This window comes from Bradyrhizobium ferriligni, from assembly GCF_056837965.1.
This window is the reverse complement of the sequence record NZ_JBXEJO010000031.1, coordinates 13,216-38,688: the sequence shown is the minus strand read 5'-3', so window position 1 is coordinate 38,688 and position 25,473 is coordinate 13,216. Positions and strand designations below refer to the sequence as shown.

At 64.5% G+C, this 25,473-nt stretch carries 22 protein-coding genes and 1 tRNA gene; 11 read left to right on the top strand and 12 right to left on the bottom strand.

Annotated features, from left to right (window positions below; translation table 11 throughout):
* Positions 1 to 27 precede the first annotated feature (27 nt).
* Complete coding sequence (locus AC1VNY_RS19590; protein WP_482406435.1) at positions 28 to 363, bottom strand: hypothetical protein; 336 nt, start codon at positions 361 to 363, stop codon at positions 28 to 30.
* Between the two features lie 554 nt (positions 364 to 917).
* Here AC1VNY_RS19590 and AC1VNY_RS19585 point away from each other — a divergent pair.
* The 3 genes from AC1VNY_RS19585 (at position 918) to AC1VNY_RS19575 (ending at position 4,236) form a co-directional block, all read left to right on the top strand.
* Entirely contained in the window at positions 918 to 3,398 is a 2,481-nt protein-coding gene (locus tag AC1VNY_RS19585; RefSeq protein ID WP_482406434.1) for a penicillin-binding protein 1A, read from the top strand.
* A gap of 182 nt (positions 3,399 to 3,580) precedes the next feature.
* A tRNA-Gln gene (locus AC1VNY_RS19580) sits at positions 3,581 to 3,654 on the top strand.
* Positions 3,655 to 3,828: 174 nt separating this feature from the next.
* Entirely contained in the window at positions 3,829 to 4,236 is a 408-nt protein-coding gene (locus AC1VNY_RS19575; RefSeq protein ID WP_038384077.1) for a GNAT family N-acetyltransferase, read from the top strand.
* Positions 4,237 to 4,246: 10 nt separating this feature from the next.
* Here the strand turns inward: AC1VNY_RS19575 and AC1VNY_RS19570 are convergent, their stop codons facing one another.
* From AC1VNY_RS19570 to AC1VNY_RS19560, 3 genes are all read right to left on the bottom strand, one after another.
* Positions 4,247 to 4,753 carry an invasion associated locus B family protein gene (locus AC1VNY_RS19570; RefSeq protein WP_482406473.1) on the bottom strand — a complete coding sequence of 169 codons (507 nt, stop codon included), beginning with the start codon at positions 4,751 to 4,753 and terminating at the stop codon, positions 4,247 to 4,249.
* Positions 4,754 to 4,858: 105 nt separating this feature from the next.
* Complete coding sequence (locus AC1VNY_RS19565; protein WP_038384079.1) at positions 4,859 to 8,005, bottom strand: efflux RND transporter permease subunit; 3,147 nt, start codon at positions 8,003 to 8,005, stop codon at positions 4,859 to 4,861.
* Positions 8,002 to 9,171: an efflux RND transporter periplasmic adaptor subunit gene (locus AC1VNY_RS19560; RefSeq protein WP_038384080.1), complete on the bottom strand. Its 1,170-nt coding sequence runs from the start codon at positions 9,169 to 9,171 to the stop codon at positions 8,002 to 8,004. Before AC1VNY_RS19560 ends, AC1VNY_RS19565 begins: the two co-directional genes overlap by 4 nt.
* Positions 9,172 to 9,353: 182 nt before the next feature.
* Between AC1VNY_RS19560 and AC1VNY_RS19555 the strand changes: the two genes are divergently transcribed.
* The 7 genes from AC1VNY_RS19555 to AC1VNY_RS19525 all read left to right on the top strand — a co-directional run bounded on the left by AC1VNY_RS19555 (position 9,354) and on the right by AC1VNY_RS19525 (position 16,047).
* Positions 9,354 to 9,815 carry a MarR family winged helix-turn-helix transcriptional regulator gene (locus tag AC1VNY_RS19555; protein WP_016841339.1) on the top strand — a complete coding sequence of 154 codons (462 nt, stop codon included), beginning with the start codon at positions 9,354 to 9,356 and terminating at the stop codon, positions 9,813 to 9,815.
* Positions 9,816 to 9,941: 126 nt separating this feature from the next.
* Positions 9,942 to 10,181 (top strand): hypothetical protein, encoded by a 240-nt coding sequence (locus AC1VNY_RS19550; RefSeq protein WP_028344615.1) that lies wholly within the window; start codon positions 9,942 to 9,944, stop codon positions 10,179 to 10,181.
* 258 nt (positions 10,182 to 10,439) lie between these two features.
* A complete protein-coding gene (locus tag AC1VNY_RS19545) occupies positions 10,440 to 13,007 on the top strand; it encodes a TonB-dependent receptor (RefSeq protein ID WP_482406433.1) in 2,568 nt (855 codons plus the stop codon).
* A 20-nt stretch (positions 13,008 to 13,027) separates the two neighbouring features.
* Positions 13,028 to 13,717 carry a Fe2+-dependent dioxygenase gene (locus tag AC1VNY_RS19540; RefSeq protein WP_482406432.1) on the top strand — a complete coding sequence of 230 codons (690 nt, stop codon included), beginning with the start codon at positions 13,028 to 13,030 and terminating at the stop codon, positions 13,715 to 13,717.
* Positions 13,718 to 13,720: 3 nt separating this feature from the next.
* Complete coding sequence (gene exbB / locus AC1VNY_RS19535; RefSeq protein ID WP_482406431.1) at positions 13,721 to 14,773, top strand: tonB-system energizer ExbB; 1,053 nt, start codon at positions 13,721 to 13,723, stop codon at positions 14,771 to 14,773.
* 3 nt (positions 14,774 to 14,776) lie between these two features.
* Positions 14,777 to 15,241, top strand: coding sequence for a TonB system transport protein ExbD (gene exbD, locus AC1VNY_RS19530; RefSeq protein WP_038384089.1), 465 nt, complete (start codon positions 14,777 to 14,779; stop codon positions 15,239 to 15,241).
* A gap of 11 nt (positions 15,242 to 15,252) precedes the next feature.
* Entirely contained in the window at positions 15,253 to 16,047 is a 795-nt protein-coding gene (locus AC1VNY_RS19525) for a cell envelope integrity TolA family protein (protein ID WP_069277763.1), read from the top strand.
* Positions 16,048 to 16,099: 52 nt separating this feature from the next.
* On the opposite strand, the gene AC1VNY_RS19520 is transcribed toward AC1VNY_RS19525, so the two are convergent.
* The 4 genes from AC1VNY_RS19520 to AC1VNY_RS19505 all read right to left on the bottom strand — a co-directional run bounded on the left by AC1VNY_RS19520 (position 16,100) and on the right by AC1VNY_RS19505 (position 19,710).
* Positions 16,100 to 17,335, bottom strand: a complete 1,236-nt coding sequence (locus AC1VNY_RS19520; protein ID WP_482406430.1) for an ABC transporter substrate-binding protein — start codon at positions 17,333 to 17,335, stop codon at positions 16,100 to 16,102.
* A 196-nt stretch (positions 17,336 to 17,531) separates the two neighbouring features.
* Positions 17,532 to 17,939 (bottom strand): hypothetical protein, encoded by a 408-nt coding sequence (locus AC1VNY_RS19515; protein WP_482406472.1) that lies wholly within the window; start codon positions 17,937 to 17,939, stop codon positions 17,532 to 17,534.
* A gap of 103 nt (positions 17,940 to 18,042) precedes the next feature.
* On the bottom strand, positions 18,043 to 18,723 hold the full coding sequence (locus AC1VNY_RS19510; RefSeq protein WP_038384092.1) for a site-2 protease family protein: 681 nt from the start codon (positions 18,721 to 18,723) through the stop codon (positions 18,043 to 18,045).
* Positions 18,724 to 18,807: 84 nt separating this feature from the next.
* A complete protein-coding gene (locus tag AC1VNY_RS19505; RefSeq protein ID WP_482406429.1) occupies positions 18,808 to 19,710 on the bottom strand; it encodes a DMT family transporter in 903 nt (300 codons plus the stop codon).
* 92 nt (positions 19,711 to 19,802) lie between these two features.
* Between AC1VNY_RS19505 and AC1VNY_RS19500 the strand changes: the two genes are divergently transcribed.
* The gene (locus AC1VNY_RS19500) at positions 19,803 to 20,675 is read left to right on the top strand and encodes a LysR substrate-binding domain-containing protein (protein ID WP_482406428.1); all 873 of its coding nucleotides are present in this window, start codon (positions 19,803 to 19,805) and stop codon (positions 20,673 to 20,675) included.
* On the opposite strand, the gene AC1VNY_RS19495 is transcribed toward AC1VNY_RS19500, so the two are convergent.
* From AC1VNY_RS19495 to gntR, 4 genes are all read right to left on the bottom strand, one after another.
* Positions 20,672 to 21,418 (bottom strand): SDR family NAD(P)-dependent oxidoreductase, encoded by a 747-nt coding sequence (locus tag AC1VNY_RS19495; RefSeq protein WP_482406427.1) that lies wholly within the window; start codon positions 21,416 to 21,418, stop codon positions 20,672 to 20,674. The genes AC1VNY_RS19500 and AC1VNY_RS19495 overlap by 4 nt on opposite strands.
* Before the next feature lie 12 nt (positions 21,419 to 21,430).
* Positions 21,431 to 22,165: an SDR family oxidoreductase gene (locus AC1VNY_RS19490; protein ID WP_482406426.1), complete on the bottom strand. Its 735-nt coding sequence runs from the start codon at positions 22,163 to 22,165 to the stop codon at positions 21,431 to 21,433.
* A gap of 113 nt (positions 22,166 to 22,278) precedes the next feature.
* Positions 22,279 to 24,117: an IlvD/Edd family dehydratase gene (locus AC1VNY_RS19485; protein WP_482406425.1), complete on the bottom strand. Its 1,839-nt coding sequence runs from the start codon at positions 24,115 to 24,117 to the stop codon at positions 22,279 to 22,281.
* Positions 24,118 to 24,329: 212 nt separating this feature from the next.
* Positions 24,330 to 25,358: an HTH-type transcriptional regulator GntR gene (gene gntR, locus AC1VNY_RS19480; RefSeq protein WP_482406424.1), complete on the bottom strand. Its 1,029-nt coding sequence runs from the start codon at positions 25,356 to 25,358 to the stop codon at positions 24,330 to 24,332.
* Positions 25,359 to 25,473: the final 115 nt, after the last annotated feature.

The following is a 25,473-nucleotide window of genomic DNA, read 5'->3' as shown; positions in this document are numbered from 1 at the left end:
TACCGCTCCAATCGATCCGCTCTGCGGTCAGGCGACGGCGGTCGACCTGTTGTCGTCGTGCCCGCTGGTCAGCAGCAGGCGCCGGCGGATCGCGTCTTCGACCAGAGCCAGGGATTGCTTGGCTTCGCGCGCTTCGGCTTCGGCGGCCTGGGCCCGGAATTCGGCCGCATCGAGCTGCTCCTGCTGGGACTCGATGCGGCGTCGGGCTTCCTCAAGCGCCCGCGACGCGTCCCTCAATTTGCGCTCGGTGGCGGCGATGATTTCGAGCTGCGCCTGTTCGGCGGCCTCGGCGCGGGCTTCGCCGGCGCGGGCCCTGTCCTCGATGCTGCGGAACAAATCCGCCGCCTGATGGACGAGGTCCAAGGCTTCTGTGCCCATGGCCGATGTGGGCGGTCTTGGAAATCCAAGGACATTCGGGTCGGCCGCAAAAGGCCGTCTAAATCCGCGCAGTGCCATCCAAATCAGCCCGTCGCGAGTCGGTGTATGCCAACAACTTGCGGTAGTTATAGTTAACAAATCCTTAATGTGGCCGGCGCGCCGGCGCTGTCCACCGGTTTGTGATGTCGCAGCACCCAAATCGGCGGCCGGATGGGGGGAATCGATCCGTCCGGCCCGCGCTTTTCTTTCGTAACGTGCTCTCCGCGCAAGCGTAGCGAGACCGCTATCAGGTGCGGCGCACGAATCGCGCAGCGCTGCAGCGGAGATCGATGCAGCCTCCGCGGGCACCGCCAGTCGGCGAGGTCTGCCGATTTGGCTGCGGGCGCGAGCCGGGCTCTATGGCATAAGTTTGACGCCTGGCTTGCTTTAATTCTCCGGTGTTGAATTGCAGGTCCATGGAGCGACCGATATACCGGGCGGCCTAAGTGGCACGCAGCGCGCTCAGAACGAGCGACGTATTCGCCACGGAAATCTGGTCGATGAAATTTCTGTTGCGGTTCTTCGGGTTCCTGTTCACCGCAGGCACCATCCTGTTCCTGGCTGGTCTGGCCGCGGTCGCAGGGCTGTTCTGGCATTTCTCCAAGGACCTGCCCGACTATTCGCAGCTCCAGAACTACGAGCCGCCGGTGATGACCCGCGTGCACGCGGCCGACGGCTCGCTGCTCGGCGAATACGCCAAGGAGCGCAGGCTCTATCTGCCGATCCAGGCGGTGCCGAAGCTCGTGATCAACGCGTTCCTCGCCGCCGAGGACAAGAATTTCTACGAGCATGGCGGCGTCGACTACACCGGCATGGCGCGCGCCGGCGTCGCCTACATCCAGAACTTCGGTTCCAACCGGCGGCCGCAGGGCGCCTCGACGATCACCCAGCAGGTCGCCAAGAACTTCCTTTTGACCAACGAGGTGTCGTTCACCCGCAAGATCAAGGAAGCCTTGCTGGCGATGCGAATCGAGCGGGCTTACTCCAAGGACAAGATCCTCGAGCTCTATCTCAACGAAATCTATCTCGGCCTTGGCGCCTACGGCATCGCGGCGGCCTCGCTGGTGTATTTCGACAAGTCCGTCAATGAACTGACGGTCGCGGAAGCGGCCTATCTGGCGGCGCTGCCGAAAATGCCGGCGAGCCTGCATCCGGTGCGCAACCGCGCGCGCGCGGTCGAACGCCGCAACTACGTGATCGACCGCCTGCAGGAGAACGGCTGGATCACCGCGGCCGACGCCGACAAGGCGCGCAAGGAGCCGCTGACCGTCACCAACCGCAGCAATGGCGCGCACACCTTCGCCGGCGAATATTTCTCGGAAGAAGTCCGCCGCGACATCTTCGAGCGCTATGGCGAGAAGAAGCTCTATGAGGGCGGCCTGTCGGTGCGCACCACGCTCGACCCCAAGGTCCAGGTGATGGCGCGCAAGGCCATGGTGGCTGGGCTCGTCAACTATGACGAGCAGCAGGGCTATCGCGGTGCGATCCAGAAGCTCGATCTGACCAGCGACTGGGGCGTGCCGCTCGCCGAGATCAAGTCGCTGTCCGACATCTCGCCGTGGCGGATGGCGGTGGTGCTGGAGAGCAACGATCAGTCGGCACGGATCGGCTTCCAGCCGGGCCGCGAGCTCGGCGGCGCCATCAGCAAGCAGCGCGAGACCGGCATCATCACGATGGACGGCGTGCGCTGGGCCAAGAGCAGGGGCAAGACGCCGACATCGGTGGCGCAGGTGCTGCAGCCCGGCGACGTGATCTACGCCGACCCGCTCTTCAGCAAGGACGGCCAGCGCGTCGAAGGCCAGTACCGGCTGCGTCAGATCCCCGAACTGTCGGGTGCGATGGTGGCGATGGATCCGCACACCGGCCGCGTGCTGGCGATGGTCGGCGGCTTCTCGTTCGACCAGAGCCAGTTCAACCGCGCGACCCAGGCCTATCGGCAGCCCGGCTCGACCTTCAAGCCGATCGTCTATTCGTCGGCGCTCGACAACGGCTACACCGGATCGACCATGATGATCGACGCCCCGATCGAGATCGACCAGGGGCAGGGCAACATCTGGCGGCCCGAAAACTTCTCCACCGGCAAGTATCAGGGCCAGGTGACGCTGCGCAACGCTCTGCGGCTGTCGCTCAACACGGTGACCGTGCGGCTGGCGCAGGAAATCGGCATGCCGCTGATCGGCGAGTATGCCAAGCGCTTCGGCGTCTATGACGAGCTACCGAACTATCTCGCCTATGCGCTCGGCGCCGGCGAGACCACGGTGATGCGGATGGCCACGGCCTATTCGATGATCGCCAATGGCGGCGTCCGCGTGAAGCCGACCTTGATCGACCGGATCCAGGACCGCTACGGCCACACCATCTTCAAGCACGATCAGCGCGAATGCCGCGGCTGCGACGCGCCGGAGGGCTGGAAGAGCCAGCCGGAGCCGCAGCTCGTCGACCGCCGCGAACGGGTGCTCGACGCGATGTCCGCCTACCAGATCACCTCGCTGATGGAGGGCGTGATTCAGGCCGGTACCGGCACCGCGCTGAAAGACGTCGGCAAGCCGCTCGCCGGCAAGACCGGCACCTCGAACGAGGCCAAGGATCTCTGGTTCGTCGGCTTCTCGCCGGACCTCGTGGTCGGTCTCTATGTCGGCTACGACAAGCCGCGTTCGCTCGGCCGCAACGCGCAGGCCGGCCACACCGCAGCGCCGATCGCGCGCGACTTCCTGAAGCTCGCGCTGGCCGACAAGCCCGCCACCCCGTTCAAGCAGCCGGTCGGCATCCGGCTGGTCCTGGTCGATGCCAAGACCGGCCAGCGCGCCGCGCCTGGACAGAACAGGGGCGTGGTGCTCGAAGCCTTCAAGCCGGGCCAGGCGCCGCCGTTCAATGATCCCGGGATGGTCGCCGGCACCGATGTGATCGACGGCACCCAGCAGGGCATTTCGCCGGACGCCGATCGGGCCGTGATGCGGTCAGGGACGGGCGGGCTGTACTGAGGCTTGGTGGGCAAGACCTTCTGGCCGCGATTTTCACGCCCATTCCCCGCCAACAATGCTTGCCAAGCCCACAACCAAGCGGGTAGAAGGTCGCACTCGCGCGGGCGCTGATTTGGCAGGCGAACCCGCTGCACCGAGATGTCCAGTCATCCAGCTAAGCTGTTGATACCACGGACTATTCTTGGGGAATGGTGTAACGGTAGCACAACAGACTCTGACTCTGTTTGTCTTGGTTCGAATCCAGGTTCCCCAGCCAATCTGCCTCGGTGGCGCGGTCATCCTCTGAAATGTCGACGAGATTGCCGGGCGCGGCCTGCGTCTGATGCAGGACGCGGTGTGTGCCATCATGGCATGAGGGTGGATCAGTCGCGCGTAATCCACCATGGTTTCGCACGTGTGGTCCGGCCCGTTGCGACAGAGGTTTAAGGTGATGGACGAAATTCTTTATGCCCGGGAAGCGTCGATCGGCGTCGACGAGTTCATCGAGGTGCTGCGGCAGTCGGGCCTCGGCGAGCGGCGACCGCTGGCGGATACCGACCGGATGGAGCGCATGATCGCCAATGCGAATCTGATCGTGACGGCGCGGAAGGCGGGCAAGTTGGTCGGCGTGTCGCGTGCGCTGACCGATTTCGCCTATTGCTGCTATTTGTCGGACCTTGCAGTCGATCGCGGGTACCAGGGACATGGCATCGGCAAGCGCCTGATCGCGGAAACGCGGCGCTTCGCCGGACCTGAATCGATGTGCCTGCTGTTGTCGGCGCCTGACTCGATCGGGTTCTACAAGACCATCGGCATGCCGCAGCCGGACAACGCGTTCCTCTACAAGCGGGAGCGATAACTGCGCGGAGCTACTTGATCTTGTCGTAGACCGTCGCGAAGTCGGCGAGCGGCATCGGGATAGAGATGGTTTCCTTGCCGAGATTCTGGAACGACACCTTGAGCTGCTTGCCCGATTTCAGCTGGGTCAGAACATCGGCGGCGATCGGCGTGTTGATATAGCAGCCGCGTGCCTCGCAGGTCTGGATCGGCACGTCGAAGGCCTTGCCGTCGTCGACCTGCAGCTTGGCGCCGACAGGCAGGTTCAGTCCGAGCGGAAGCTGGATCAGCGCAACCGGCGTGCGGGTGTCGCCGGGAACGCGGATGTTGACCAGCACGATGAGCTGCCCGGTCTTGGTGAGCACCGCGGTCTGTTCCATCGCGCATTCGAGCGGGGCGTCGCGGCTCGCGCTGGTACAGCGCGCGACCCAGCCGGAATTGTTGGGCGCTGCTGCGTCACCCTGAGGCGCGGCGGGAGCAGCTGCCGGAGCGGGCGCGTTCTTGCTCTTGGCCGTCTGGGCGTGGCCAGCGTGGGCCATGCCGAACAAGGTCAACAGGACGAAGAGCGACTTTGCGACAATCTTCACGATACCGGCTCCGAAATAGACATCTTTCGGATGTGCCGGGATGCCGGCAAAGTCAAGTCACTCGGCGGCCTCCTTGACCGATCCATGCTCGCCGTCGTCAGCGTCGTGGTCGGCGGGCGGCGAGCGGCCCCAGTTGGCAAACGCGTTGGAGAGCTTGTCGAGATAGAGATAGACGACCGGCGTCGTGAACAGCGTCAGCGCCTGGCTGACGATCAGGCCGCCGACCATGGCGTAACCGAGCGGCTGGCGGATTTCCGAGCCGGTGCCGGTCCCGAGCATCAGCGGCACGCCGCCGAGCAACGCGGCCATCGTCGTCATCATGATCGGGCGGAAGCGGAGCAGGGCGGCCTGGCGGATCGCCGCCACCGGCTCCATGTGCTGGTCGCGCTCGGCCGCGATCGCGAAGTCGACCATCATGATGCCGTTCTTCTTCACGATGCCGATCAACAGGATGATGCCGATCAGCGCGATCAGCGAGAAGTCGAAGCCGGCCGCCATCAGGATCGCGAGCGCGCCGACGCCGGCCGACGGCAGCGTCGACAGAATCGTGATCGGGTGGATGTAGCTCTCATAGAGAATGCCGAGGATCAGGTAGACGACCACGAGCGCCGCGAGGATCAACAGCGGCACGGTCGACAGCGATTGCTGGAACGCCTGCGCCGTGCCCTGGAAGCTCGAGCTCAGTGTCGGCGGCGCGCCGAGGTCGACCATCGCCTTCTGGACCGCTTCGGTCGCCTGGCCGAGCGCAACACCCTGCGCCAGGTTGAACGAGATGGTGATCGCCGGGAACTGGCCCTGGTGGCTGATCGAGAGCGGCCGGACCGGCACGCTGGTCCAGGTCGCGAATGTCGAGATCGGCACCTGTTCGCCGGTCAGCGGTGACTTGATGTAGATCTTGTTCAGCGTGTCGATCGCGCCCTGCAGCTCCGGCAGCACCTCGAGGATCACGTGGTAGCTGTTGAGCTGGGTGAAGTACTGCGTCACCTGGCGCTGGCCGAACGCATCATAGAGCGTGTCGTCGATCAGCTGCGGCTGGATGCCATAGCGCGAGGCGGTGTCGCGGTTGATCTTCAATTCGAGCGTGGTGCCGTTGGTCTGCTGGTCGGTGGCGACGTCGCGCAGCTGCGGCAGCGTCTGCATCTTGCCGAGAATCTTCGGCGCCCATTCGTTCAATTCGGCGAGGTTGGCGTCCTGCAGCGTGAATTCGAACTGGGTGCGGGTCGGGCGGCCGCCGAGGCGGACGTCCTGCGCCGCCTGCATGAACAGCCGGGCACCCTCGACCTTCTCCAGCTTCGGCCGCAGCCGGGCGATGACCTGCTGTGCGTTGGCGTCGCGATCCTTCAGCGCCTTCAGCGTGATGTACATCGCGCCGTTATTGCCGGCGCGGCCACTGCCGCCGATCGCCATCGCCACCGTCGCCACTGCGGGATCCTGCATGACGATCTTGCCGAGCTCCTCCTGCTTGCGCTTCATGTCGGCGAAGGAGATGTCCTGGTTGGCCTCCGAGGTCGCGGTGATCAGGCCGACATCCTGCTGCGGGAAGAAGCCCTTCGGGATGATGACGAACAGGTAGACCGACAGCGCCAGCGTCCCGAAGAAGATCATCAACGTTGTGAACTTCCAGCGCAAGGCGAGGTCGAGCACGCTCTGATAGCCGCGCAGCATGGCGTCGAAGCCGCGCTCGCTGAGCTGGTAGAACCGGCCGTGCTTCTCGTCGTTGTGGGCGCGCAGGAAGCGCGAGGCCATCATCGGGGTCAGCGTCAGCGACACGAACATCGAGACGAAGATGGTCATCGCCAGCACGACCGCGAATTCGCGGAACAGGCGGCCGATGATGCCGCCCATCAGGAGCAGCGGGATCAGCACCGCGACCAGCGAGATGCTGATCGAAACGATGGTGAAGCCGATTTCCTGCGAGCCCTTGAAGGCGGCAGCCATCGGCTTCTCGCCCTCTTCGATGTAGCGGCTGATGTTCTCCAGCATCACGATGGCGTCGTCGACCACGAAGCCGACCGCGATCGTCAGCGCCATCAGCGACAGATTGTCGAGCGTGTAGCCGAACACCCACATCAGCGCGCAGGCGCCGAGCAGCGCCAATGGCACCGTGACCGTCGGGATCACGGTCGCCCAGAAACTGCGCAGGAAGACGAAGATCACCATCACGACCAGGAAGATGGTCAACAGCAGGGTGAACTGGACGTCCTCGACCGCCGCGCGGATCGTGGTGGTGCGGTCGCTGATGACGTCGATCTTGATCGCGGGCGGGATCGCGGCGACCAGCCGGGGCAGCGTCGCCTTGATCTTGTCGACGGTGTCGATGACGTTGGCGCCGGGCTGCTTGAAGATGACGAGGAACACGCCGCGCTTGCCGTTGGCCCAGGCGGCCTGCTTGGCGTCCTCGGGCCCGGTGACGGCCTGGCCGATGTCACGGATCCGCAGCGGCCCGCCATTGCGGTAGGCGATGATGACGTCGTTCCACGGGCTCGCCGTGAGCAACTGGTCGTTGGCGTAGATGGTATAGGCGCGGGTGGCGCCGTCGATATTGCCCTTCGGACTGTCGACGGTGGCGATGTTGATCGCGGCGCGGACGTCCTCCAGCGACAGGCCCTTGGCGACAAGCTTGGCAGGGTCGATCTGGACGCGAACCGACGGCTTCTGCTGGCCGCCGATGATGACCTGCGCAACGCCCGAGATCTGGCTGATCTGCTGCGCCAGCTGGGCGTCGACGGCGTCGCTGACCGTCGTCAGCGGCAGCGTGTCCGATGTCGCCGACAGCAGCATGATCGGCGAGTCGGCCGGGTTGACCTTGCGATAGGTCGGCGGCGAGGGAAGGGTTTTCGGCAATTGGCCGCTGGCCGCGTTGATGGCGGCCTGCACGTCATTGGCGGCGCCGTCGATGCTGCGGTTGAGGTCGAACTGAATGGTGACCGCCGCCGTGCCGAGATAGCTCGTCGAGGTCATCTGCGCGATGCCCGGGATCTGCGCGAATTGGCGCTCCAGCGGCTGGGCGACCGAGGTCGCCATCGTTTCCGGGCTGGCGCCGGGCAGGGTCGCGGTGATCTGGATGGTGGGGAAGTCGACCTGCGGCAGCGGCGCGACCGGCAGCAGCGGATAGGCGACGAGGCCGACGAACAGGATGCCCGCCATCAACAGCGAGGTGCCGATGGGGAAGCGAATGAATGGTGCGGAAATTCCGGCGCTCATTCCTGCGTAACCTTCGACTGGGACGGATCCGAGCTCGCCACCGCCGTTGTCACCAGGGTTCCCGGCGAGACCTTGTACTGGCCCGCGGTGATCACCTGCTGTCCGGGCGACAGGCCCTCGTCGATCACCGACTTGCCGTCGATCGACTGGCTGACCTTGATCTTGCGAAGCTCGGCCTTGTTCTCCTGATTGACTGAATACGCGTAGAGGCCTTCGGTGCCATGCTGCACCGCGTCATCCGGGACGACGGTGGCATCCTTCAAGGTTCTGACCAGAAGCCGGGTCGAGACCGACTGGCCCGGCCACAGCGCGTGGTCCTTGTTATCAAACACCGCCTTCAGCCGGACAGTCCCGCTCGTGGTGTCGACCTGATTGTTGATCAGCGCCAGGGTTCCGGTGGATAGCACCCGCTTGCCGTCGGTGGTCAGGGCAATGGTCTTGGGCGGCGCCACGGCCAGCGCCGCCTTGATATCCGGCAGCTGGTCTTCCGGAGCGGTGAAGATCACCGTGATCGGCTCGATCTGGGTGATCGTGACAATGCCGGTCTGGGCCGAGGCATTGACGATGTTGCCGATATCGACCAGTCGCAGGCCGACAATGCCGTCGATCGGGGACTTGACGGTGGTGTAGTCCACCTGGGTCTGGGCGTTGAAGATGGCGGCCTCGTCAGCGGAGATCTGGGCGGTCAGCTGGGCCACCGTGGAGCGCTGGGTGTCGAGCTGCTGGCGCGTCGCGAACTCGCCGAGCTTGGTGTAGCGCTGCAGGTCGAGATTGGCGTTGGCGAGATTGGCTTCGTCCTGGGCCTTCTTGGCCTTGGCCTGGTCGAGCGTCGCCTGATAGGGCCGCGGATCGATCTCGACCAGCGTGTCGCCGGCCTTGACGAACTGGCCTTCCTTGAAGGCGATCCTGGTGATCTGGCCGTCGACCCGGGTGCGGACCTGGACGGTGTTGAATGCCTGCACGGTGCCGAGGCCGGTGAGATAGACCGGGAAGTCGGCCTTCTCGACCGGCGAAATCTTGACCGGAACGGCCGGGCGTTGGGCGGAGCGCTTCTGCGCGGCTTCGGCGGCCTGCTGGTTGCTCGTGTGTTTCTGCCAGCCGAAATAACCGGCGGCGCCGACCGCAGCGATCACTAAAACCCAACCGATGGTGCGTGACTTCGACATGCGGACTCTTGGGTTCGACGTAACAATAAAGGGTGATCGAAACGGTTCACAGAGCTTGCGGATATAATATGCGTGCACTTAATGTGTAAACACACCAAGGCTTGAGAATCCTAAACATTTGGAAAGGTTTAGGTCAGAAACGAGCAGAAACATTTCGTCTGGGAAACGCACCGAGGACCCCTATGTCGCTCGATCTCAAACGCCAGTTTATTGCACAGCTCGTCGAGAGTTCCCGGCTGCTGCGCAATTATATCGATCATCGCGCCAAGGCGCGAGGCACCACGCGCGCCCAATGGATCGTGCTCTTCCGCCTGCGCGAGCAGGAGGGGCTGTCCCAGGTCGATCTCGCCGACGTCCTCGAATTGCAGCCGATCTCGCTGGTGCGGCTGCTCGACCGCCTCGTCGAGCATGGCCTGCTCGAACGGCGTCCCGATCCCAGGGATCGCCGTGCCAATCGCCTGTTCCTGACCCGGAGCGGGCGCCGTCTCGTCGACGATCTCGACAGTTTGCGCGACGCGATCGCCGGCGACGTGTTGCGCGACGTCTCGGACAAGCATGTCGAAAGCGGCCTCGCCACGCTGCGCGAGGTCAAGGATCGCATCAAGGCGCTCGGCGAGGAGGCGGAGCGCATCGCCGCGAAATAGCGCATCTCATCGCGCGCAGATCCTGCTCTCCATCGGTTCATCTGTTGCAGCTTGCGCGAGCCGGTTGAAACACGGCGGGATGTCGTTCATATCGCGCAGCGACGATGCGAGAGGATGAGGGCCGCGATGGATGAGTTGAACGGGCGCATGATGGCATGCCAGATCCTGGTCACCGGATTGATCGCGCGCGTCGCCAACGAGCAGCGGGACCCGCTGCGTTTTCTCACCGACTTCCGCGACGAGATCAAAGCGGTCGTCAACGGCGTCAATATCGCCGGCCTCGAAAATAGCGACCGCGTCCGGCAGGTCGCGCAGCGGACGATCGACGAGCTGTTTTCGCTGATGAAGCCACCAAGCGCCGAGTGAGCGGGTGGACGCATGGACAGCGCCGCAAGCGGCCGCCAATGACGGGCAGCACCGATTTAGAACGATTATTAGAACGCTTAAAAACTACAGTTTAGAACGATTTCAAACCGTAGATTAGAATCGCTTTGAATTGGGGCGATTCAAGCCAACTGTTGCGCTCGTCGCATTGATAAAAAAAGTCACGCTCGATAACCGAAAGAGACAGTTCGTCGCAGCTTCATTTCGCGAGCGGGCTGACTTTTCTGGGGCGAGCAAGACATGAGCAATATGAAGGCGCCGAGATCGCTGCGCTTTGATGCAGCGATCGGTACGGCTGATGACACCAATTATTCCGCCACGAAGGTCTCCGCAGTCGCGAGCCTGATCGCGGTGGCGTCGTTTTCGGGAGCCGAAGCGCAGCAATCCAACCTGCCGCCGGTGAATGTCGATGCCCCGGTCGCTCGCCCGCGGCCCGTGACGTCAAAGCCCACGTCGGACCAGGTCCGCGCCCGCAACGCGCTGCGCCGCGCCGCGCGCCGCAACAACCAGCAGGCCCAGCAGGCGCCGGTGCCGTTTCCCAACGCCGGCGGTCTTCCCGCCGACCGCGATCCCTATGCGGATCCGGCCGCGCCGTACAAGGGTGACCGTCTGCAGTCGTCCGGGAAATATCCCGAGCCGATCCTGAACACGCCGAAATCGGTCACGGTGCTGACCAAGGACGTGCTCGAAGACAAGAACGCCACATCGCTGAAGTCGGCGATCCTGTCGACCGCCGGCGTCACGCTCGGCACGGGCGAGGGCGGCAATGCCTTCGGCGACCGCTTCTTCATCCGCGGCTTCGACGCACGCAACGACATCTTCATCGACGGCGTGCGCGACTCCGGCGTCAGCGTCCGCGAGAACTTCTTCACCGAGCAGGTTGAGATCCTGCGCGGCCCGGGCTCGTCCTTTGCAGGCCGCGGCACCACCGGCGGCGCGATCAACATCGTCACCAAGCAGGCGACGACGCAGAACAACTTCTACAACATGGACACCACGTTCGGCACCGATCGCACCAAGCGCGTGACGCTCGACGTCAACCAGGTGATCAGCCCGACGCTGGCGATCCGCGCCGGCGGCCTGTTCCAGGATGCCGGCGTCGCCGGCCGCAGCTATGTCACCGACGACCGCAACGGCGCGTTCGTCGCCGGCACGTGGAAGCCGGTCGACGCGGTGAAGATCACCGGCAACTACATCCATACCGAGCTCACCGGCATCCCGGATTTCGGCGTGCCGTACTACCGGCCGAGCACCGCGAGCACGGCCGGCGGTCCGTTCCCGGATTTCGGCGTCAACCGCAACAACTTCTACGGCTTCGTCAACCGCGACTTCTTCAGGACCGGGCAGGACATCGGCACCATCAATGCCGAGGTGCAGATCACGCCGAACCTCGTGGTCAGCAACAAGATCCGGGAATCGCGTTCGACCCAGAACTACATCGGCACGCTGCCGGAAGCCCCGACGCTGGCCGCCGGCGCTCCGTTCACGGCGTATACGCTGAGCGCCAATCCGCAAAGCCGCTACCAGGTCACCGACGTGTTCGCCAACCAGACCGAGGCGACCTACAAGTCGGTCGACGGCCTCGGCTTCAAGCACACGACGACGGCCGGCGTCGAATACGACAACGAGCGGTCCTCGATCGATAGATATCTCGGCCTGAGCTCGGAGATAACGACCGGCACGTCGGCTTTCACGGGCAGCGGATCGCTCTCCGGCGTCAGCGTGTTCAATCCGCAATACACCAACATTCCGTTCCCGATTCCGTCCGGGCTGTCCGGGATGCCGACCAAGATCGGGATCGACACTACCAGCGGCTACATCATGGATACCGCGAACTATAATGACTTCGTGATCCTCAATGGCGGCATCCGCTATGACGACTACAAGATCAACACGTCCGGATATCTGACGTCGGGCAACCGGACCACATTCGGCAGTCAGTCGGCCGACTTCGGGATGCCGAACTTCAATCTCGGCGTCACATTGAAGCCGTTGCCGAACGGCAGCGTCTATGCGGCCTATGCGACCTCGTCCAACCCCGTCGGCGCCGAATTCGACGGCACCAGCACTGCGTATGGCGGCCTGTCTCCCGTGCTGAACGGCGGCAATACCCAGATCTTCGGGCCGGAAAAGAACAAGGCGATCGAAGTCGGCACCAAGTGGGAATTGTTCGATCGTCATCTGCTGGTGACGGCGGCGCTGTTCCAGACCGAGAAGGAAAATGCGCGCGAATCGCAGAACGTGAACAACGCAACCGCGGCCGCAGCGCTCGGCTGCTCCTATCCGACCGGGACGACCGGCAACATCTCCTGCATCACCGCGGGCGCGGCTTACCGCATCCGCGGCATCGATCTCGGCGTCGGCGGCAAGATCACCGACAAATGGAGCGTGTTCGGCGGCCTCGTGCTGATGCAGTCGGCAGTGACGAGGTCGCTCGCGCCGCCGGCCAACACCATCCTGTATTCCAGCAATGTCGGACTGCCGCTCGCCAACGTCGCGCACCAGTCGTTCAGCATGCTGACCAAGTACCAGCTCACGGACATGTGGGAGCTTGGCGGGCAGGCGGTGTACCGCTCGAAGGTCTATGGCGGCACGCTGCTCGCGGCCAACCAGGGCACCTCGATCCCGAGCTACTGGCGCTTCGACGCCTTTGCCGAAGCAAAGATCGACAAGCACTGGACGATGAAGCTGTTCGTCAACAACATCTTCGACAAGCGCTACTACGACGCGCTGTACCAGAGCGCAGCGCCATTCGTGCTCGAAGCGCCAGGACGCGCCGCGTATCTGGTTGTTTCTGCGCGTTACTGACAGAGGCTTCGCGGCGACAGATGCTGGTCTGTGTTCCCAACGTATTGAGCAAGGCTGATGTGGCGGACTTCCGCCGCATCATGGCGCAAGCCGAATGGGAGGACGGCCGCTCGACCGCCGGCGCCGCGTCCGCGATGGTCAAGCGCAACGAGCAGCTGCCGCCCGACAGCGAGGTCGCGCGGCAGCTCGGCAACCGCATCCTGTCGGCGCTGTCGGAGAGCCCACGCTTCATTTCGGCGGCGATCCCCCTTAGAATCTTTCCACCCTTGTTCAACCGCTATGCCGCCAGCGACGGGCACCATTTCGGCCTGCACGTCGACAATGCGGTGCGCGGCGACAGACTGACCGGCATGAGGATCCGCACCGACCTCTCGGTCACGCTGTTTTTATCGGAGCCGGAGGACTACGACGGCGGCGAGCTCGTCATCGAAGACCTCTACGGATCCCATGAAATCAAGCTGCCGGCAGGAGATCTCGTAGTTTATCCTGCTTCCAGTTTGCATCTGGTCACGCCGGTTACGCGGGGGACGCGGGTAGCGTCTTTTTTCTGGCTGCAGAGCATGGTACGGGATGAACACGCGCGCAGCCTGATCTTTGATCTCGATACAGCGATCCAGGCTCTGGTGGAGCGGCTGGGGCGCGATGACCCCGAAACGGTCAAATTGACCGGGATTTATCACAACCTGATCCGTCACTGGGCTGAAGTGTAACTGATGATGACATTCAAGTTCCCCGCTGCATCCGCCATGATCGCCTCGCTGGCGATGCTGATGCTGGCCGCGCCGTCTTCGGCGCAGCAGCAAACGGCGCCTGCAGCGCAGCCCGCGCCCGTGACCCGGCCTCAGCCCGCACCCGCGGCCCAGCCGGCGGCAGCAGCCCAGCCAGCGGCGGCTGCCCAAGCCGCGCCGGTGGCCGCCCAGCCGGCACAAGCGGCGCCGCAGGCGCAGGCCGCGCCGGCCCCTGCCGCGGCAGCTCCGGCTCCGACGGCTAACGAGGCGTCCCTGGCCGCGCCCGCGAGCGGCGACGGCAAGTCGCTGAAGTCGACCTCGACCGGCCTGCACGAATTGTCGCCGTGGAATATGTTCTTGAACGCCGACATCATCGTGAAGGCGGTGATGCTCGGTCTCGCTTTCGCGTCGCTCGTGACCTGGACCGTGTTCATCGCCAAGATGGTCGAGCTGACCGTGGCGCAGCGCAAGCTGCGTGGCGCGCTGGCCAAGATCGCTGAATCGCGGTCGCTGGCCGAAGCGCAGTTCGCGCTCGGCGCCAAGGGCAGCGTGCTTTCGTCGTTCATCGCGGCTGCGATGCGCGAGGGGCGTCTGTCGGCGGGTATCTCGAGCGACAGTGGCATCAAGGAGCGCGCCGCGTCGAGCTTCGCCGAGATCGTGCGCGCCGAAGCCCGCAAGATCCGCATCGGCATGGGCCTGCTCGCGACCATCGGCGCGACGTCGCCTTTCGTCGGTCTGTTCGGCACGGTCTGGGGCATCATGAACAGCTTCATCGGCATTTCGAAGTCGCAGACGACCAACCTTGCCGTGGTGGCGCCGGGCATCGCGGAAGCGCTGCTCGCGACCGCGATCGGCCTCGTCGCGGCGATCCCGGCCGTGATCATCTACAACCACTTCTCGCGCGTCACGAAGGTCTATCTCGAGCTCGTCAACCGCGCCTCGGGCGCTGCGGGACGGCTGTTGTCGCGCGACCTCGACCGCACCCATGGCGACGTTCCGCGCAGCGCGCATGGGCGCGCGGCGGCGGCGGCGGAGTAGGCGATGGCGGTCTCGATCTCCGAGAACGATGGCGACGACGATTTCGCGGAATCCCACGAGATCAACGTCACGCCGTTCATCGACGTCATGCTGGTGCTGCTGATCATCTTCATGGTAGCGGCACCGCTCTCGACCGTCGATCTTCCGATCGATCTGCCGACCTCCAGCGCGACGCCGCAGAAGAAGCCGGACAAGCCGACCTATCTCAGCATCAAGCCGGATCTCACGCTGGCGATCGGGGAGAACGCGGTGAAGCGCGTCGACCTGGTCAATTCGCTGGATGCCATACCCGACATGAGCCGGGACAAATACGTGTTCCTGCGGGCCGATCGGATGGTACCCTATGGCGAGCTGATGGGCGTGATGGAGCTGCTTCGCGCCGGCGGCTACACGCACGTGAAGCTGGTTACGCTCGAGGGCGTTCCGGGAGCGCCTGCGGCCGCGCAGGCCGATCCGGCCAAACCCTGACGGCGAACGCGATGTCCACCAACCCCGATCTTGACCTGCGGACCTCGAAGCGGCTCTGGGTGATCGCTGCCGTGACGGCGGTCGGGCTTCATCTGGGCGGTGCCGCCCTGGCGCTGACCAATTTGCGCGGCGACGATGGCGACGAGGGGCTCGGCGCTGCCGGCGCGGAGTACGCCGTCGAGCTGGCTTCCGCGGATGCGACCGAAGAGGCCTTACCGCCCGGACCGCTGGCTGACGAGCAGCAGGCTGTGCAGGAAATGGCGCAGCAGAAGGCCGAGGTGAAGGACACCGACCTGCCTCAGGAAAAGCCGGTGGAGTCCGACGACCCCGATCGCATCGTGACGGAAGACACCGCCAAGAAGCAGAAGGAGGAGGAGGCCAAGGTCGCCAAGGTCGAGACCAACGCGCAGGAAGCGCAGCAGGCCTCGGAGGCGGCCGCGCCGACCAAGCTGGAGGACGCGCGTCAGTCGGAAACCACCAAGGCACCCAACCCAGGCATCGGCAAGGACAAGCTGCTGCTGACCGCCAAGTGGGGCAAGAAGATCAGCGCTTATCTCGACCTGCACAAGAAATTCCCGGAGAAGGGTAAGGCCAAGGAGGCCAAGGTGAAGGTCGCCCTGGTGCTGAATCGTCTGGGCAAGGTGCTGTCGGTTGCCGTGCTGGAATCGTCCGGAGATGCCGCCTTTGACGACGCGGCGATCTCGATGGTCCACCGGTCCGATCCGGTCCCGGCGCCGCCGGCCGACCTGACCGACGATCAGTTCTCCTTCAGCCTCGACGTCAACTACAACAAGCCGAAGAAGTAGCCGTTGTCCTTCCGGGGCGCGACGAAGCCGCGAGCCCCGGAATGACGCTGTCTCAGCTCTTCTTCACCAGCGGGCAAACGCTCTTCTCGAGCGGCAGCCAGGCTTCGTCCGCCGGGATGGTGGCGACCAGCTTGTAATAGTCCCACGGATATTTCGAGTCCGACGGCTTCTTCACCTCGAACAGATAGGCCGGGTGGATCTTGCGGCCGTCGACGCGGATCGAGCCTTTGCCGAACAGGGGATCGTCGGTCGGCAGCTCCTTCATCTTGGCGACCACGGCGCGACCGTCATGCGGATTGCCGCCGAGCGCTTCCAGCGCCTTGAAATAGTGGATCAGCGACGAATAGACGCCGGCCTGCACCATGGTCGGCGGGTTCTTCTTGAAGCGCTCCATGAAGCGCTTGGAGAAGGCGCGGGTCTGGTCGTTCATGTCCCAGTAGAACGTCTCGGTGAAGTTCAGCCCCTGCGCGACGTTGAGGCCGAGCGCGTTGATGTCGGTGATGAACAGCAGCATGCCGGCAAGCCGCTGGCCGCCCGAGACGATGCCGAATTCCGCGGCCTGCTTGATCGCGTTGGTGGTGTCGCCGCCGGCATTGGCGAGCCCGACGATCTTGGCCTTCGAGCTCTGCGCCTGCAGCAGGAACGACGAGAAGTCGGCATTGTTGAGCGGATGCTTGACGCTGCCGAGCACCTTGCCGCCATTCGCGGTGACCACCGCCGAGGTGTCGCGCTCGAGCGCCTGGCCGAACGCATAGTCCGCGGTGAGGAAGAACCAGGTGTCGCCGCCGGATTTCGCCAGCGCCTTGCCGGTGCCGTTGGCGAGCATGTAGGTGTCGTAGACCCAGTGCACCGTGTTCGGCGAGCACTGCGCGCCCGTCAGATCGGACGAGGCGGAGCCCGAGTTCAGGTTGACGACGTTCTTTTCCTTCGAGAGGTTGGCGATCGCGAGCCCGACATTGGAGGCCGCGAGATCGACGAACACGTCGACCTTCTCGACATCGATCCACTGCTTGCCGATGTTGACCGCGACATCGGGCTTGTTCTGGTGGTCCGCCGAGATCAGATCGATCTTCCAGCCCTTCGCCAGCAGCCCGGAATCCTCGATCGCCATCTGCGCCGCCACCGTCGAGCCGGGACCGCCGATATCCTGATAGAGGCCGGACTGATCGCCGAGCGCGCCGACCTTGGCGACCTTGTCCATCGTCTGCGCCGACGCACCGCCGCAGAACGCAAGACTCGTGGTCATGACCAAGGCCGTCGTGACCGAGGCTGCAATGGAACGCTTCATCTTCCCTCCAGTATGATTTTGTTTTTTTGAGTTCCGCATTATGCCCGGCATCGGGTGCATCGCCTAGAGCGCCGACGCGATCGCTCGCGCGCGATATTCCACGCCACGGCGATTGCGCAGCCGGTGACGCGCGACGGGATGCCGCGGTGTGCGGAGGTCGATCATCCAACGCGGATAGGGTGAAGCGTGGACGGCGCTATTTCCAGTAGTACCGGATCGCGACGTAGACCACGACGAGGCAGGCGAAGATCAGGGCCACCGGCATTGGACGCTTGGCGTTCGGGTCGGAGGCGCTCGCCTTCTTGGCGGGCAGGCGGCGGAACGCCGTGACATTGCCGCTGTCAGCCACCGGCTCACGCGCGCGCGCCGGAACCTCCGGCGCTTTGCCGGCGCCGCCCATCTCGACATAGTAGGTGCGATACATTTGCTGGATAGTCGCCTCGCCGGCGTCGGCCTCGCTCATCTGTCCCAGCAGCTTGTTGTAAATGGCCAGGAAATTCTGCGCCTCGGGCGGCAAGGCGGAGGCGCCGTTCAGTTTGGCCATCATCCTCCAGGTCGCAAAGTCGGCCCGCGCGCGGGTGTCGGCGCGTCGTGCAATCAGCATATCGGCAGCTTTGATCACCATGGCCTCGAAGCGTTCCCGTCCTCAACGCACGACCCGGAAGAATGGCTACCGGTTTTCCGGTCGGATCATACGCAGATCAAGGCTATGTGTTTCCGGTAATGAGGAGAAGGGCGTTGATTACATAGCCGGTCAGAGTTCGCAGTATCGTTGAAATAACATCAAGATTTAGGCCGACTTGCTGGCCGATCACCGGCAGCAGGATCAACAGCCCGATCAGGATCAGCATGCCGTAGGGCTCCAGCCGGGCGAGCGGGATCGCCAGCGGCCTTGGCAGCAGCCCGACCGCGACCCGGCCGCCGTCCAGCGGCGGGATCGGCATCATGTTGAAGATCGCGAGCACGATGTTGATCAGGAAGGCGTTTTTCAGGTTGTCCGCGGTCCATTTTGCGGCATCGGCCGGCACCAATGGCAGCGCGTGGAATGCCAGCGCCGCGGCGATCGCCAGGATGATGTTGGTGGCCGGACCGGCCAGCGCCACCCACACCATGTCGAGCTTGGGATGATTGAGCTTGCGGAAGTTCACCGGCACCGGCTTGGCATAGCCGAACAGGAACGGCGAATGCGCGAACAGCAGCACCGCAGGCAGGATCAGCGTGCCGAACGGATCGATATGCTTCAGCGGGTTGAAGCTGACGCGGCCGAGCTGCCAGGCGGTGTCGTCGCCGAGCCGGTGCGCGACGAAGCCGTGCGCGGCTTCGTGAAACGTGATCGCAATGACCACCGGCAATACCCAGACGGAGATGTCATAGAGGGAAATGTTCAATGGCGTGCCGCCTCGGGTTCGCTGGGACCGGACCTCAGGCTAGCACGGATTCGCTGAAGGCCTTGCTGGCGAGCGTTGCCGCAGTCAGCGCATGTCGGGAGCGACCGCGTGCGCCAGGGGCGGCTGGGTGGTCGCGATCCAGATGCCAACGAAAACGGTGACGATGCCGGCCACCAGATTCCAGCTCAGCGGCTCGCCGAGCAGCGCTGCGCCGACCAGCGATGCCGCGATCGGATTGACGGTGACGGATATCGCGACCCGGGTCGGGGTCGTCCGCTCCAGCGCGAGGGCCCAGAGATAGAAGGTGAGCGCGGCGCCGAAGGCGCCGAGATAGATCGCGCCGAACCATTGCGGCGCGCCGAAATCGGCAACCGGCGCAAAGCCGCCGCGCAGCAGTGACGCTGTTATGAGCACAACAGCCCCGGCCGCCATCGCGAGCGTGGTGAAGGGGAGCGGGCCGGAGCGGCGGATATAGGGTTTTGACCAGATGCTGTAGAGCGCCATGCACAGCGCGGCCGCGACCATCAAGAGGTCGCCGCGCCAGGCGCCAGGTGGCGCCGTGGCGAGGCCGGAGAGCAGCGCCATCGAGACGCCAAGGATGGTGATCAGCACGCCGACGGTTTTGCGCGCGGTGAGCGCTTCGGCGCCAAGCGCCGCGCCGACCAGCATGGTCAGCAGCGGCAGTGTCGACAGCGCGAGCGCGCCGCGCGCGGCGGTGGTGAAGATCAGCGAGGCGTTGAACAGGACCGGAAACGCCGCAAAGAACAGCAGGCCGAGGCCGGCAACGCCGGGCCAGTCGTGCCACGGCGGACAGCTCCGGCGTTGCAGCAGTGCCAGCGGCAGCAGCAGCAAGACGCCGATGCCGAAGCGGAACGCGCCGATCGCCAGCGGATCGATGGTGCCGACCAGAAACCGCGTCGCCCCGATCGAAGTGCCGCCCAGCGCGCTCGATGCCACCGCCGCCAACACGCCCCAGATCTCGCCCATTCCGTTCGCCCCTTGGTTTCGCTTGCGCAATCTAGGGGCCGGGGCATAATCAGGAAATGGAATAGATTTGATCGATTAAATCACAGATCGTTATGAGCGCGCCCATCCTGGACCCGGATCTTCTGCAGGCCTTTGTCGCGGTGGCGGAGCATCGCTCCTTCACCCGCGCGGCCTCGGCGCTGAGCCGGACCCAATCCGCCGTCAGCATGCAGGTGAAGCGGCTGGAAGAGCGGCTGCAGGCCGAACTGTTTCACCGCAGCACGTCAAGCGTCGATCTGAGTGCGGCAGGCGAGGGGTTGCTCGGCTATGCCCGCCGCATTTTGAGCCTCAATGCAGAGGCGGTCGGCCGGGTGCGCGCGCACGGCACGGATGGGCGGGTTCGCCTCGGCGTGATGGACGACTATGGGACGATGATCGTCCCACCGCTGCTCAAGGACTTCATCGCCAGCTATCCGCTGATCCATGTCGAGATGGAGACGGGGCTGACGTCGACAATGACCGATCGGCTCGGCGAAGCCTATGACCTCGTGATCGCGATGCACCCCGAGGGACGCGGCGAGGGCGAGTTGCTGCGTACCGAGCAAGCGGTGTGGGCTGCGAGCGCCGCGCATCGCGTCGAGGAGCTCGATCCGCTGCCGGTCGCGCTCTATCCGCAGGGCTGCCTGTTCCGGAGCTGGGCGATGCAGGCGCTGGACCAGGCGAACCGGCCGTGGCGGCTCGCCTTTGTCAGCCACAGCCTGTCCGCGGTCGAGGCGATCGCGGCGCAGGGCCTCGCCGTGACCGTGGTCAAGTCGGGGACTTTTCCGCCGACGCTGCGTCGGCTGACCGCGCGCGACGGCATGCCACGGCTGCCGCGGGCCGAGATACGGCTGCATCGCGCGCAAAACCTGTCGCACGCGGCGTCACTCCTGGCCGATCATCTCGTCGCGGCGCTGCGGCAGCCGGCGAGGCGAGCGGCGATTTAATAGGTCGCGCGTCCGCCGGAGATGTCGAACACCGCGCCGGTGGAGAAGGCGCAGTCTTCCGACGCCAGCCATGCCACCATCGAGGCGAGCTCCTCGACCTGCACGAAGCGGGCTTTCGGGATCTTCGACAGCATGAAATCGATGTGCTGCTGGGTCATCTGGTCGAAGATCGCGGTTTTCGCCGCGGCCGGCGTCACCGCATTGACCAGGATGTCGTGTTGCGCGAGCTCCTTGCCGAGCGATTTGGTGAGCGCGATCAGGCCCGCCTTCGACGACGAATAATGCGCGGCGTTCGGATTGCCTTCCTTGCCGGCGATCGAGGCGATGTTGACGATGCGGCCGTATTTCTGGCCGATCATGGTCGGCACGATCGCCTTGCAGCAGATGAAGGGACCCTCGAGATTGATGCGCATCACCTTGCGCCAGTCGTCGAGATCGGTTTCCCATACCGGCTTGTTGGCTCCGGTGATGCCGGCGTTGTTGACGAGAATGTCGATCTTGCCGAACGCCCGCAGCGTTTGATCGCGCGCGGCGTCGACCGCGTCGGGATCGGTGACGTCGGTCCTGATCGCGATCACGTTCTCGCCGATCGCCCGCGCGGTCTTCTCGGCCAGCGGCTGGTCGAAATCCCAGATCGCGACCTTGGCGCCCGACGCGACAAAGCGCTCGGTGATGGCGCGGCCAAATCCCTGCGCGCCGCCGGTGACGACGGCACAGCGGCCGTTGAGATCGATCTTGTTCATGTTGCCTCCCGATTAGAGCGTCCAGCCGCCGTCGATGACATGCGCGACGCCTGTGGTGAACGAGCTTTCGTCGCTGGCAAGATAGACGGCGAGCGCGGCGATTTCCTCGGCGGTGCCGAGCCGGCCCATCGGCTGGCGCGCAACGAACGTCTCGCGTCCCTGCGGGCCGGCAGCCGCCGCACGCTCAAGCATCGAAGGAGTCTCGATGGTGCCGGGGCAGATGCAGTTGCAGCGGATGCCTTTGGTGATGAAGTCGGCCGCGACTGAGCGCGTCAGTGCCGCGACCGCGGCCTTGGTGGCGCTATAGACGTAGCGGTTCGGCGCCGCCTTCACTGCGCCGGCGGCGGAGGCGATGTTGACGATGGTGCCGCCGCCCTGCGCCAGCATGCCCGGCAGGAAAGCGCGCGTGGTGCGGTGCATCGACTTGACGTTGAGGTCGAAGGAGAAGTCCCAGTCGTCGTCCGAGCACTCCAGCGCCGTGCCGTGATGCACGAAGCCCGCGGCATTGAGCAGGATGTCGGTCTTGCCGGCGCGTTTTGCAATTGCCTCGACCGCTGCGGTGTCGCGCACGTCGAGCTTCGCAACCTCGGCGACGCCTTCCTGCTTGAGTAGCGCAAGCTTGCCTTCGTCGATATCGGTCGCGAACACGCTCGCGCCCTCGCGGGCAAAGGCCAGCGCGCAGGCGCGGCCGATGCCGACGGCCGCTGCGGTTACGAATGCGCGTTTGCCCTTCAGGCGGTCTGACATGCGTTTCTTCCTTCTTTGGCGATTTGCAGTGTCATGCGCGGGCTTGACCCGCGCATCCATCTTTCGAAGAACGATGGATTGCCGGGTCGAGCCCGGCAATGACGGTTTGCGTCTTAGTGATTGTCGCGCGCCACGCCGACCTTGCCGGCGATGTCGTGGTAGCGCGTCGCGAGCTCGAGGCAGGCGCCGGTCGCGTGCTGGCCGACGGTCTTGCGGTAGAGCTCCTGCCACGGCGTCTGGTTGGCCGGATGCGGGAAGCCGCCCTTGGCCTTCAGCTCGGCGCGGCGGGTGCGCAGCTCATCCTCCGAGATCATGATGTTGGCGCTGCCCTTGTTGAGATCGATGCGCACCTTGTCGCCGGTCCTCAGGATCGCGAGCCCGCCATCGGCGGCGGCCTCGGGCGAAGCGTTGAGGATCGAGGGCGAGCCCGAGGTGCCGGACTGCCTTCCGTCGCCGATGCAAGGCAGGGACAGGATGCCGCGTTTGATCAGCGCCGCGGGCGGCTGCATGTTCACGACCTCGGCGCCGCCGGGATAGCCGATCGGGCCGGTGCCGCGGACGAACAGGACGCAGTGCTCGTCGATGTCGAGCGCGGGATCCTCGATCCGCGCGTGATAGTCCTCCGGACCCTCGAACACGATGGCGCGGCCCTCGAAGGCGTTGAGGTCCTTCGGGTTGGACAGATAGCGGTCGCGGAATTCCTTCGAGATCACGCTGGTCTTCATGATCGCGGAATCAAAGAGATTGCCGCGCAGCACAATGAAGCCGGCGTCCTTCACCAGCGGCTTGTCGTAGCCCCAGATCACGTCGCCGTCGGGCGCAGGTGCTTCCTTGCAATTTTCGCCCATGGTGCGGCCGTTGACGGTGAGGGCGCCTTCGTGGATGCGCTTGTACTTGATCAGCTCGCGCACCACCGAGGGCACGCCGCCGGCGCGGTGATATTCCTCGCCGAGATAGAAGCCGGCCGGCTGCATGTTCACCAGCAGCGGGACGTCATGGCCGTATTTCTGCCAGTCGTCGATCGACAGCTCGACGCCGACATGGCGCGCCAGCGCATTGATATGGATCGGTGCATTGGTCGAGCCGCCGATCGCGGAGTTGACCACGATGCAGTTCTCGAACGCCTCGCGCGTCAGGAAGTCCGACGGCTTCAAATCCTCCCAGACCATGTCGACGATGCGTTTGCCCGTCTCGTAGGCGATCTGGCCGCGCTCGCGATACGGCGCCGGGATCGCCGCGCAGCCCGGCAGCGAGAAGCCGAGCGCTTCCGCCAGCGAGTTCATGGTGGAGGCGGTGCCCATGGTGTTGCAATGGCCGACCGAGGGCGCCGAGGAGGCCACGATCTCGATGAATTGCTCATAGTCGATCTCGCCGGCGGCGAGCCGCTCGCGCGCCTTCCACACCACGGTGCCGGAGCCGGTGCGCTGGCCCTCGTGCCAGCCATTCAGCATCGGGCCGCCCGACAGCACGATCGCCGGCAGGTTGACGGTCGCCGCCGCCATCATGCAGGCCGGCGTGGTCTTGTCGCAACCGGTGGTCAGCACCACGCCGTCGAGCGGATAGCCGAACAGCACCTCGACCAGGCCGAGATAGGCGAGGTTGCGGTCGAGCGCCGCGGTCGGGCGCTTACCGGTCTCCTGGATCGGATGGGTGGGAAACTCCATGGCGATGCCGCCGGCGGCGCGGATGCCCTCGCGGACGCGGTGTGCGAGCTCGAGGTGATGCCGATTGCAGGGCGACAGGTCGTTGCCGGTCTGCGCGATGCCGATGATCGGCTTGCCCGACTGCAATTCCTCTCGCGTCAGGCCGTAGTTGAGATAGCGCTCGAGATAGAGCGCGGTCATGCCCGGATTGTGCGGGTTGTCGAACCATTCCTGGGAGCGGAGCCTGCGGCCCTTGCCCTTGCTGGTCGCGCGTGCGGCGTCGTGCCCGTTGGTGGGGGGTTTTGTCATTGGTTTCTCCCGCAATGCAAACTCTGGTGGGCCCATTCAAGGGCTCTGGTTCAACGTCGTTGCTACCTTGCGCAAATCGTCGTGCATTACAAACCCGACCGATCACGCACAGGTGTTTCGTGTGATGGATTGGACCTTAGTTGAAGGGTCTTGGTTGCGCTATCATTTTATCATTTTTCGCGTCCCTTGTGACGGCCAGGTGCCGGGCGACGTCAATTGCGTCGCGCCGAGCTTTGCCGTTCCATGACACTGAAGCCGAGATCGACGACGGGATCAGTGGGCCGGCGCCCTTCCAGCGTTTCGATCACCATCACGGCAGCGTTTCTGCCCATTTCGTAGCGATTGGTGCGCACGCTGCTCAAGGTCGGCTCGCTCGACGCCATGAATTCGAGGTCGTTGAAGCCGACGATCGCCATCTGCTCCGGCACCGCCATGTGCCGGCGCTTGCATTCGAACAGCGCGCCGAGCGCGAGGTCGTCATTGACGCAGAACACGGCGTCGATGTCGGGCGCCTTGGCGAGCAGGTCGGCAAACAGCGTCCCGCCGAGCGTGACCGAGGTCGGGATCGCCGTTGTCACAATCAGCTGTGGATCGAACAGCGCGGCTTCCGTCATCGCGAAGCGATAGCCGTCGAGCCGGCGCTGCACCCGCGGGTCCATCCGCGCGCCGAGGAAGCCGATCCGCCGGTAGCCCTGCGCGAGCAGGTGGGCGATCGCCGCTTTTGCGGCGTCAAAATGCGAGAATCCGATCATCATGTCGATCGGGGAGGGACCGACCTCCATGATCTGGACGATCGGACAATCGACCGTCTCCATGATGCCGCGGGAATCGGCGGTCTGGTTGATGCCGGTAATGATCAGCCCGGCGGGCTTCTGTGCCAGAAACAGACGCAGCAGGCGCTCTTCCTGCAGGATGCTGTAGCGGGTGTTGGCGAGCTGAATGCTGTAGCGACTGCCGTCGAGCGCGTCATAGATGCCGCGCAGCACGTCGGAGAACACGTTGTTGGTCAGCGACGGGATCAGGACACCGATCACCTCGGTGCGCTGCGACGCAAGCGCGCGTGCCGCGAGATTGGGCACGTAACCGAGTTCTTTTGCCGCACTTTCGACCCGTGCTCGCTTGCCGGCCGAAAGTGCTTCCGGATTCCTGAAGAACCGTGAGGCCGTAATCGGACTGACACCGGCGAGCTTCGCGACTTCGGCGAGCCGGATCTTGCCTGGCGTGATGCGCTTTCGGGCCATTTGCCGCTCATATCACGACGTTCGTCGCAGACAAACTGATATTGACAGCGCTACCAAGCGATTGCTAATCGAACGATTGCCAAAACCGGATAAACTGCGGACAATAACGCCAGTC

Coding starts and splice junctions, on each gene's coding strand:
- exbB (WP_482406431.1), top strand. CDS start 13,721: ATGATGACATTCAAGTTCCCCGCTGCATCCGCCATGATCGCCTCGCTG.
- AC1VNY_RS19520 (WP_482406430.1), bottom strand. CDS start 17,335: ATGAAGCGTTCCATTGCAGCCTCGGTCACGACGGCCTTGGTCATGACC.
- exbD (WP_038384089.1), top strand. CDS start 14,777: ATGGCGGTCTCGATCTCCGAGAACGATGGCGACGACGATTTCGCGGAA.
- AC1VNY_RS19570 (WP_482406473.1), bottom strand. CDS start 4,753: ATGGCCCACGCTGGCCACGCCCAGACGGCCAAGAGCAAGAACGCGCCC.
- AC1VNY_RS19505 (WP_482406429.1), bottom strand. CDS start 19,710: ATGGGCGAGATCTGGGGCGTGTTGGCGGCGGTGGCATCGAGCGCGCTG.
- AC1VNY_RS19485 (WP_482406425.1), bottom strand. CDS start 24,117: ATGACAAAACCCCCCACCAACGGGCACGACGCCGCACGCGCGACCAGC.
- AC1VNY_RS19550 (WP_028344615.1), top strand. CDS start 9,942: ATGGATGAGTTGAACGGGCGCATGATGGCATGCCAGATCCTGGTCACC.
- AC1VNY_RS19560 (WP_038384080.1), bottom strand. CDS start 9,171: ATGTCGAAGTCACGCACCATCGGTTGGGTTTTAGTGATCGCTGCGGTC.
- AC1VNY_RS19575 (WP_038384077.1), top strand. CDS start 3,829: ATGGACGAAATTCTTTATGCCCGGGAAGCGTCGATCGGCGTCGACGAG.
- AC1VNY_RS19540 (WP_482406432.1), top strand. CDS start 13,028: ATGCTGGTCTGTGTTCCCAACGTATTGAGCAAGGCTGATGTGGCGGAC.
- AC1VNY_RS19515 (WP_482406472.1), bottom strand. CDS start 17,939: ATGCTGATTGCACGACGCGCCGACACCCGCGCGCGGGCCGACTTTGCG.
- AC1VNY_RS19525 (WP_069277763.1), top strand. CDS start 15,253: ATGTCCACCAACCCCGATCTTGACCTGCGGACCTCGAAGCGGCTCTGG.
- AC1VNY_RS19490 (WP_482406426.1), bottom strand. CDS start 22,165: ATGTCAGACCGCCTGAAGGGCAAACGCGCATTCGTAACCGCAGCGGCC.
- AC1VNY_RS19565 (WP_038384079.1), bottom strand. CDS start 8,005: ATGAGCGCCGGAATTTCCGCACCATTCATTCGCTTCCCCATCGGCACC.
- AC1VNY_RS19555 (WP_016841339.1), top strand. CDS start 9,354: ATGTCGCTCGATCTCAAACGCCAGTTTATTGCACAGCTCGTCGAGAGT.
- AC1VNY_RS19585 (WP_482406434.1), top strand. CDS start 918: ATGAAATTTCTGTTGCGGTTCTTCGGGTTCCTGTTCACCGCAGGCACC.
- AC1VNY_RS19495 (WP_482406427.1), bottom strand. CDS start 21,418: ATGAACAAGATCGATCTCAACGGCCGCTGTGCCGTCGTCACCGGCGGC.
- AC1VNY_RS19545 (WP_482406433.1), top strand. CDS start 10,440: ATGAGCAATATGAAGGCGCCGAGATCGCTGCGCTTTGATGCAGCGATC.
- gntR (WP_482406424.1), bottom strand. CDS start 25,358: ATGGCCCGAAAGCGCATCACGCCAGGCAAGATCCGGCTCGCCGAAGTC.
- AC1VNY_RS19500 (WP_482406428.1), top strand. CDS start 19,803: ATGAGCGCGCCCATCCTGGACCCGGATCTTCTGCAGGCCTTTGTCGCG.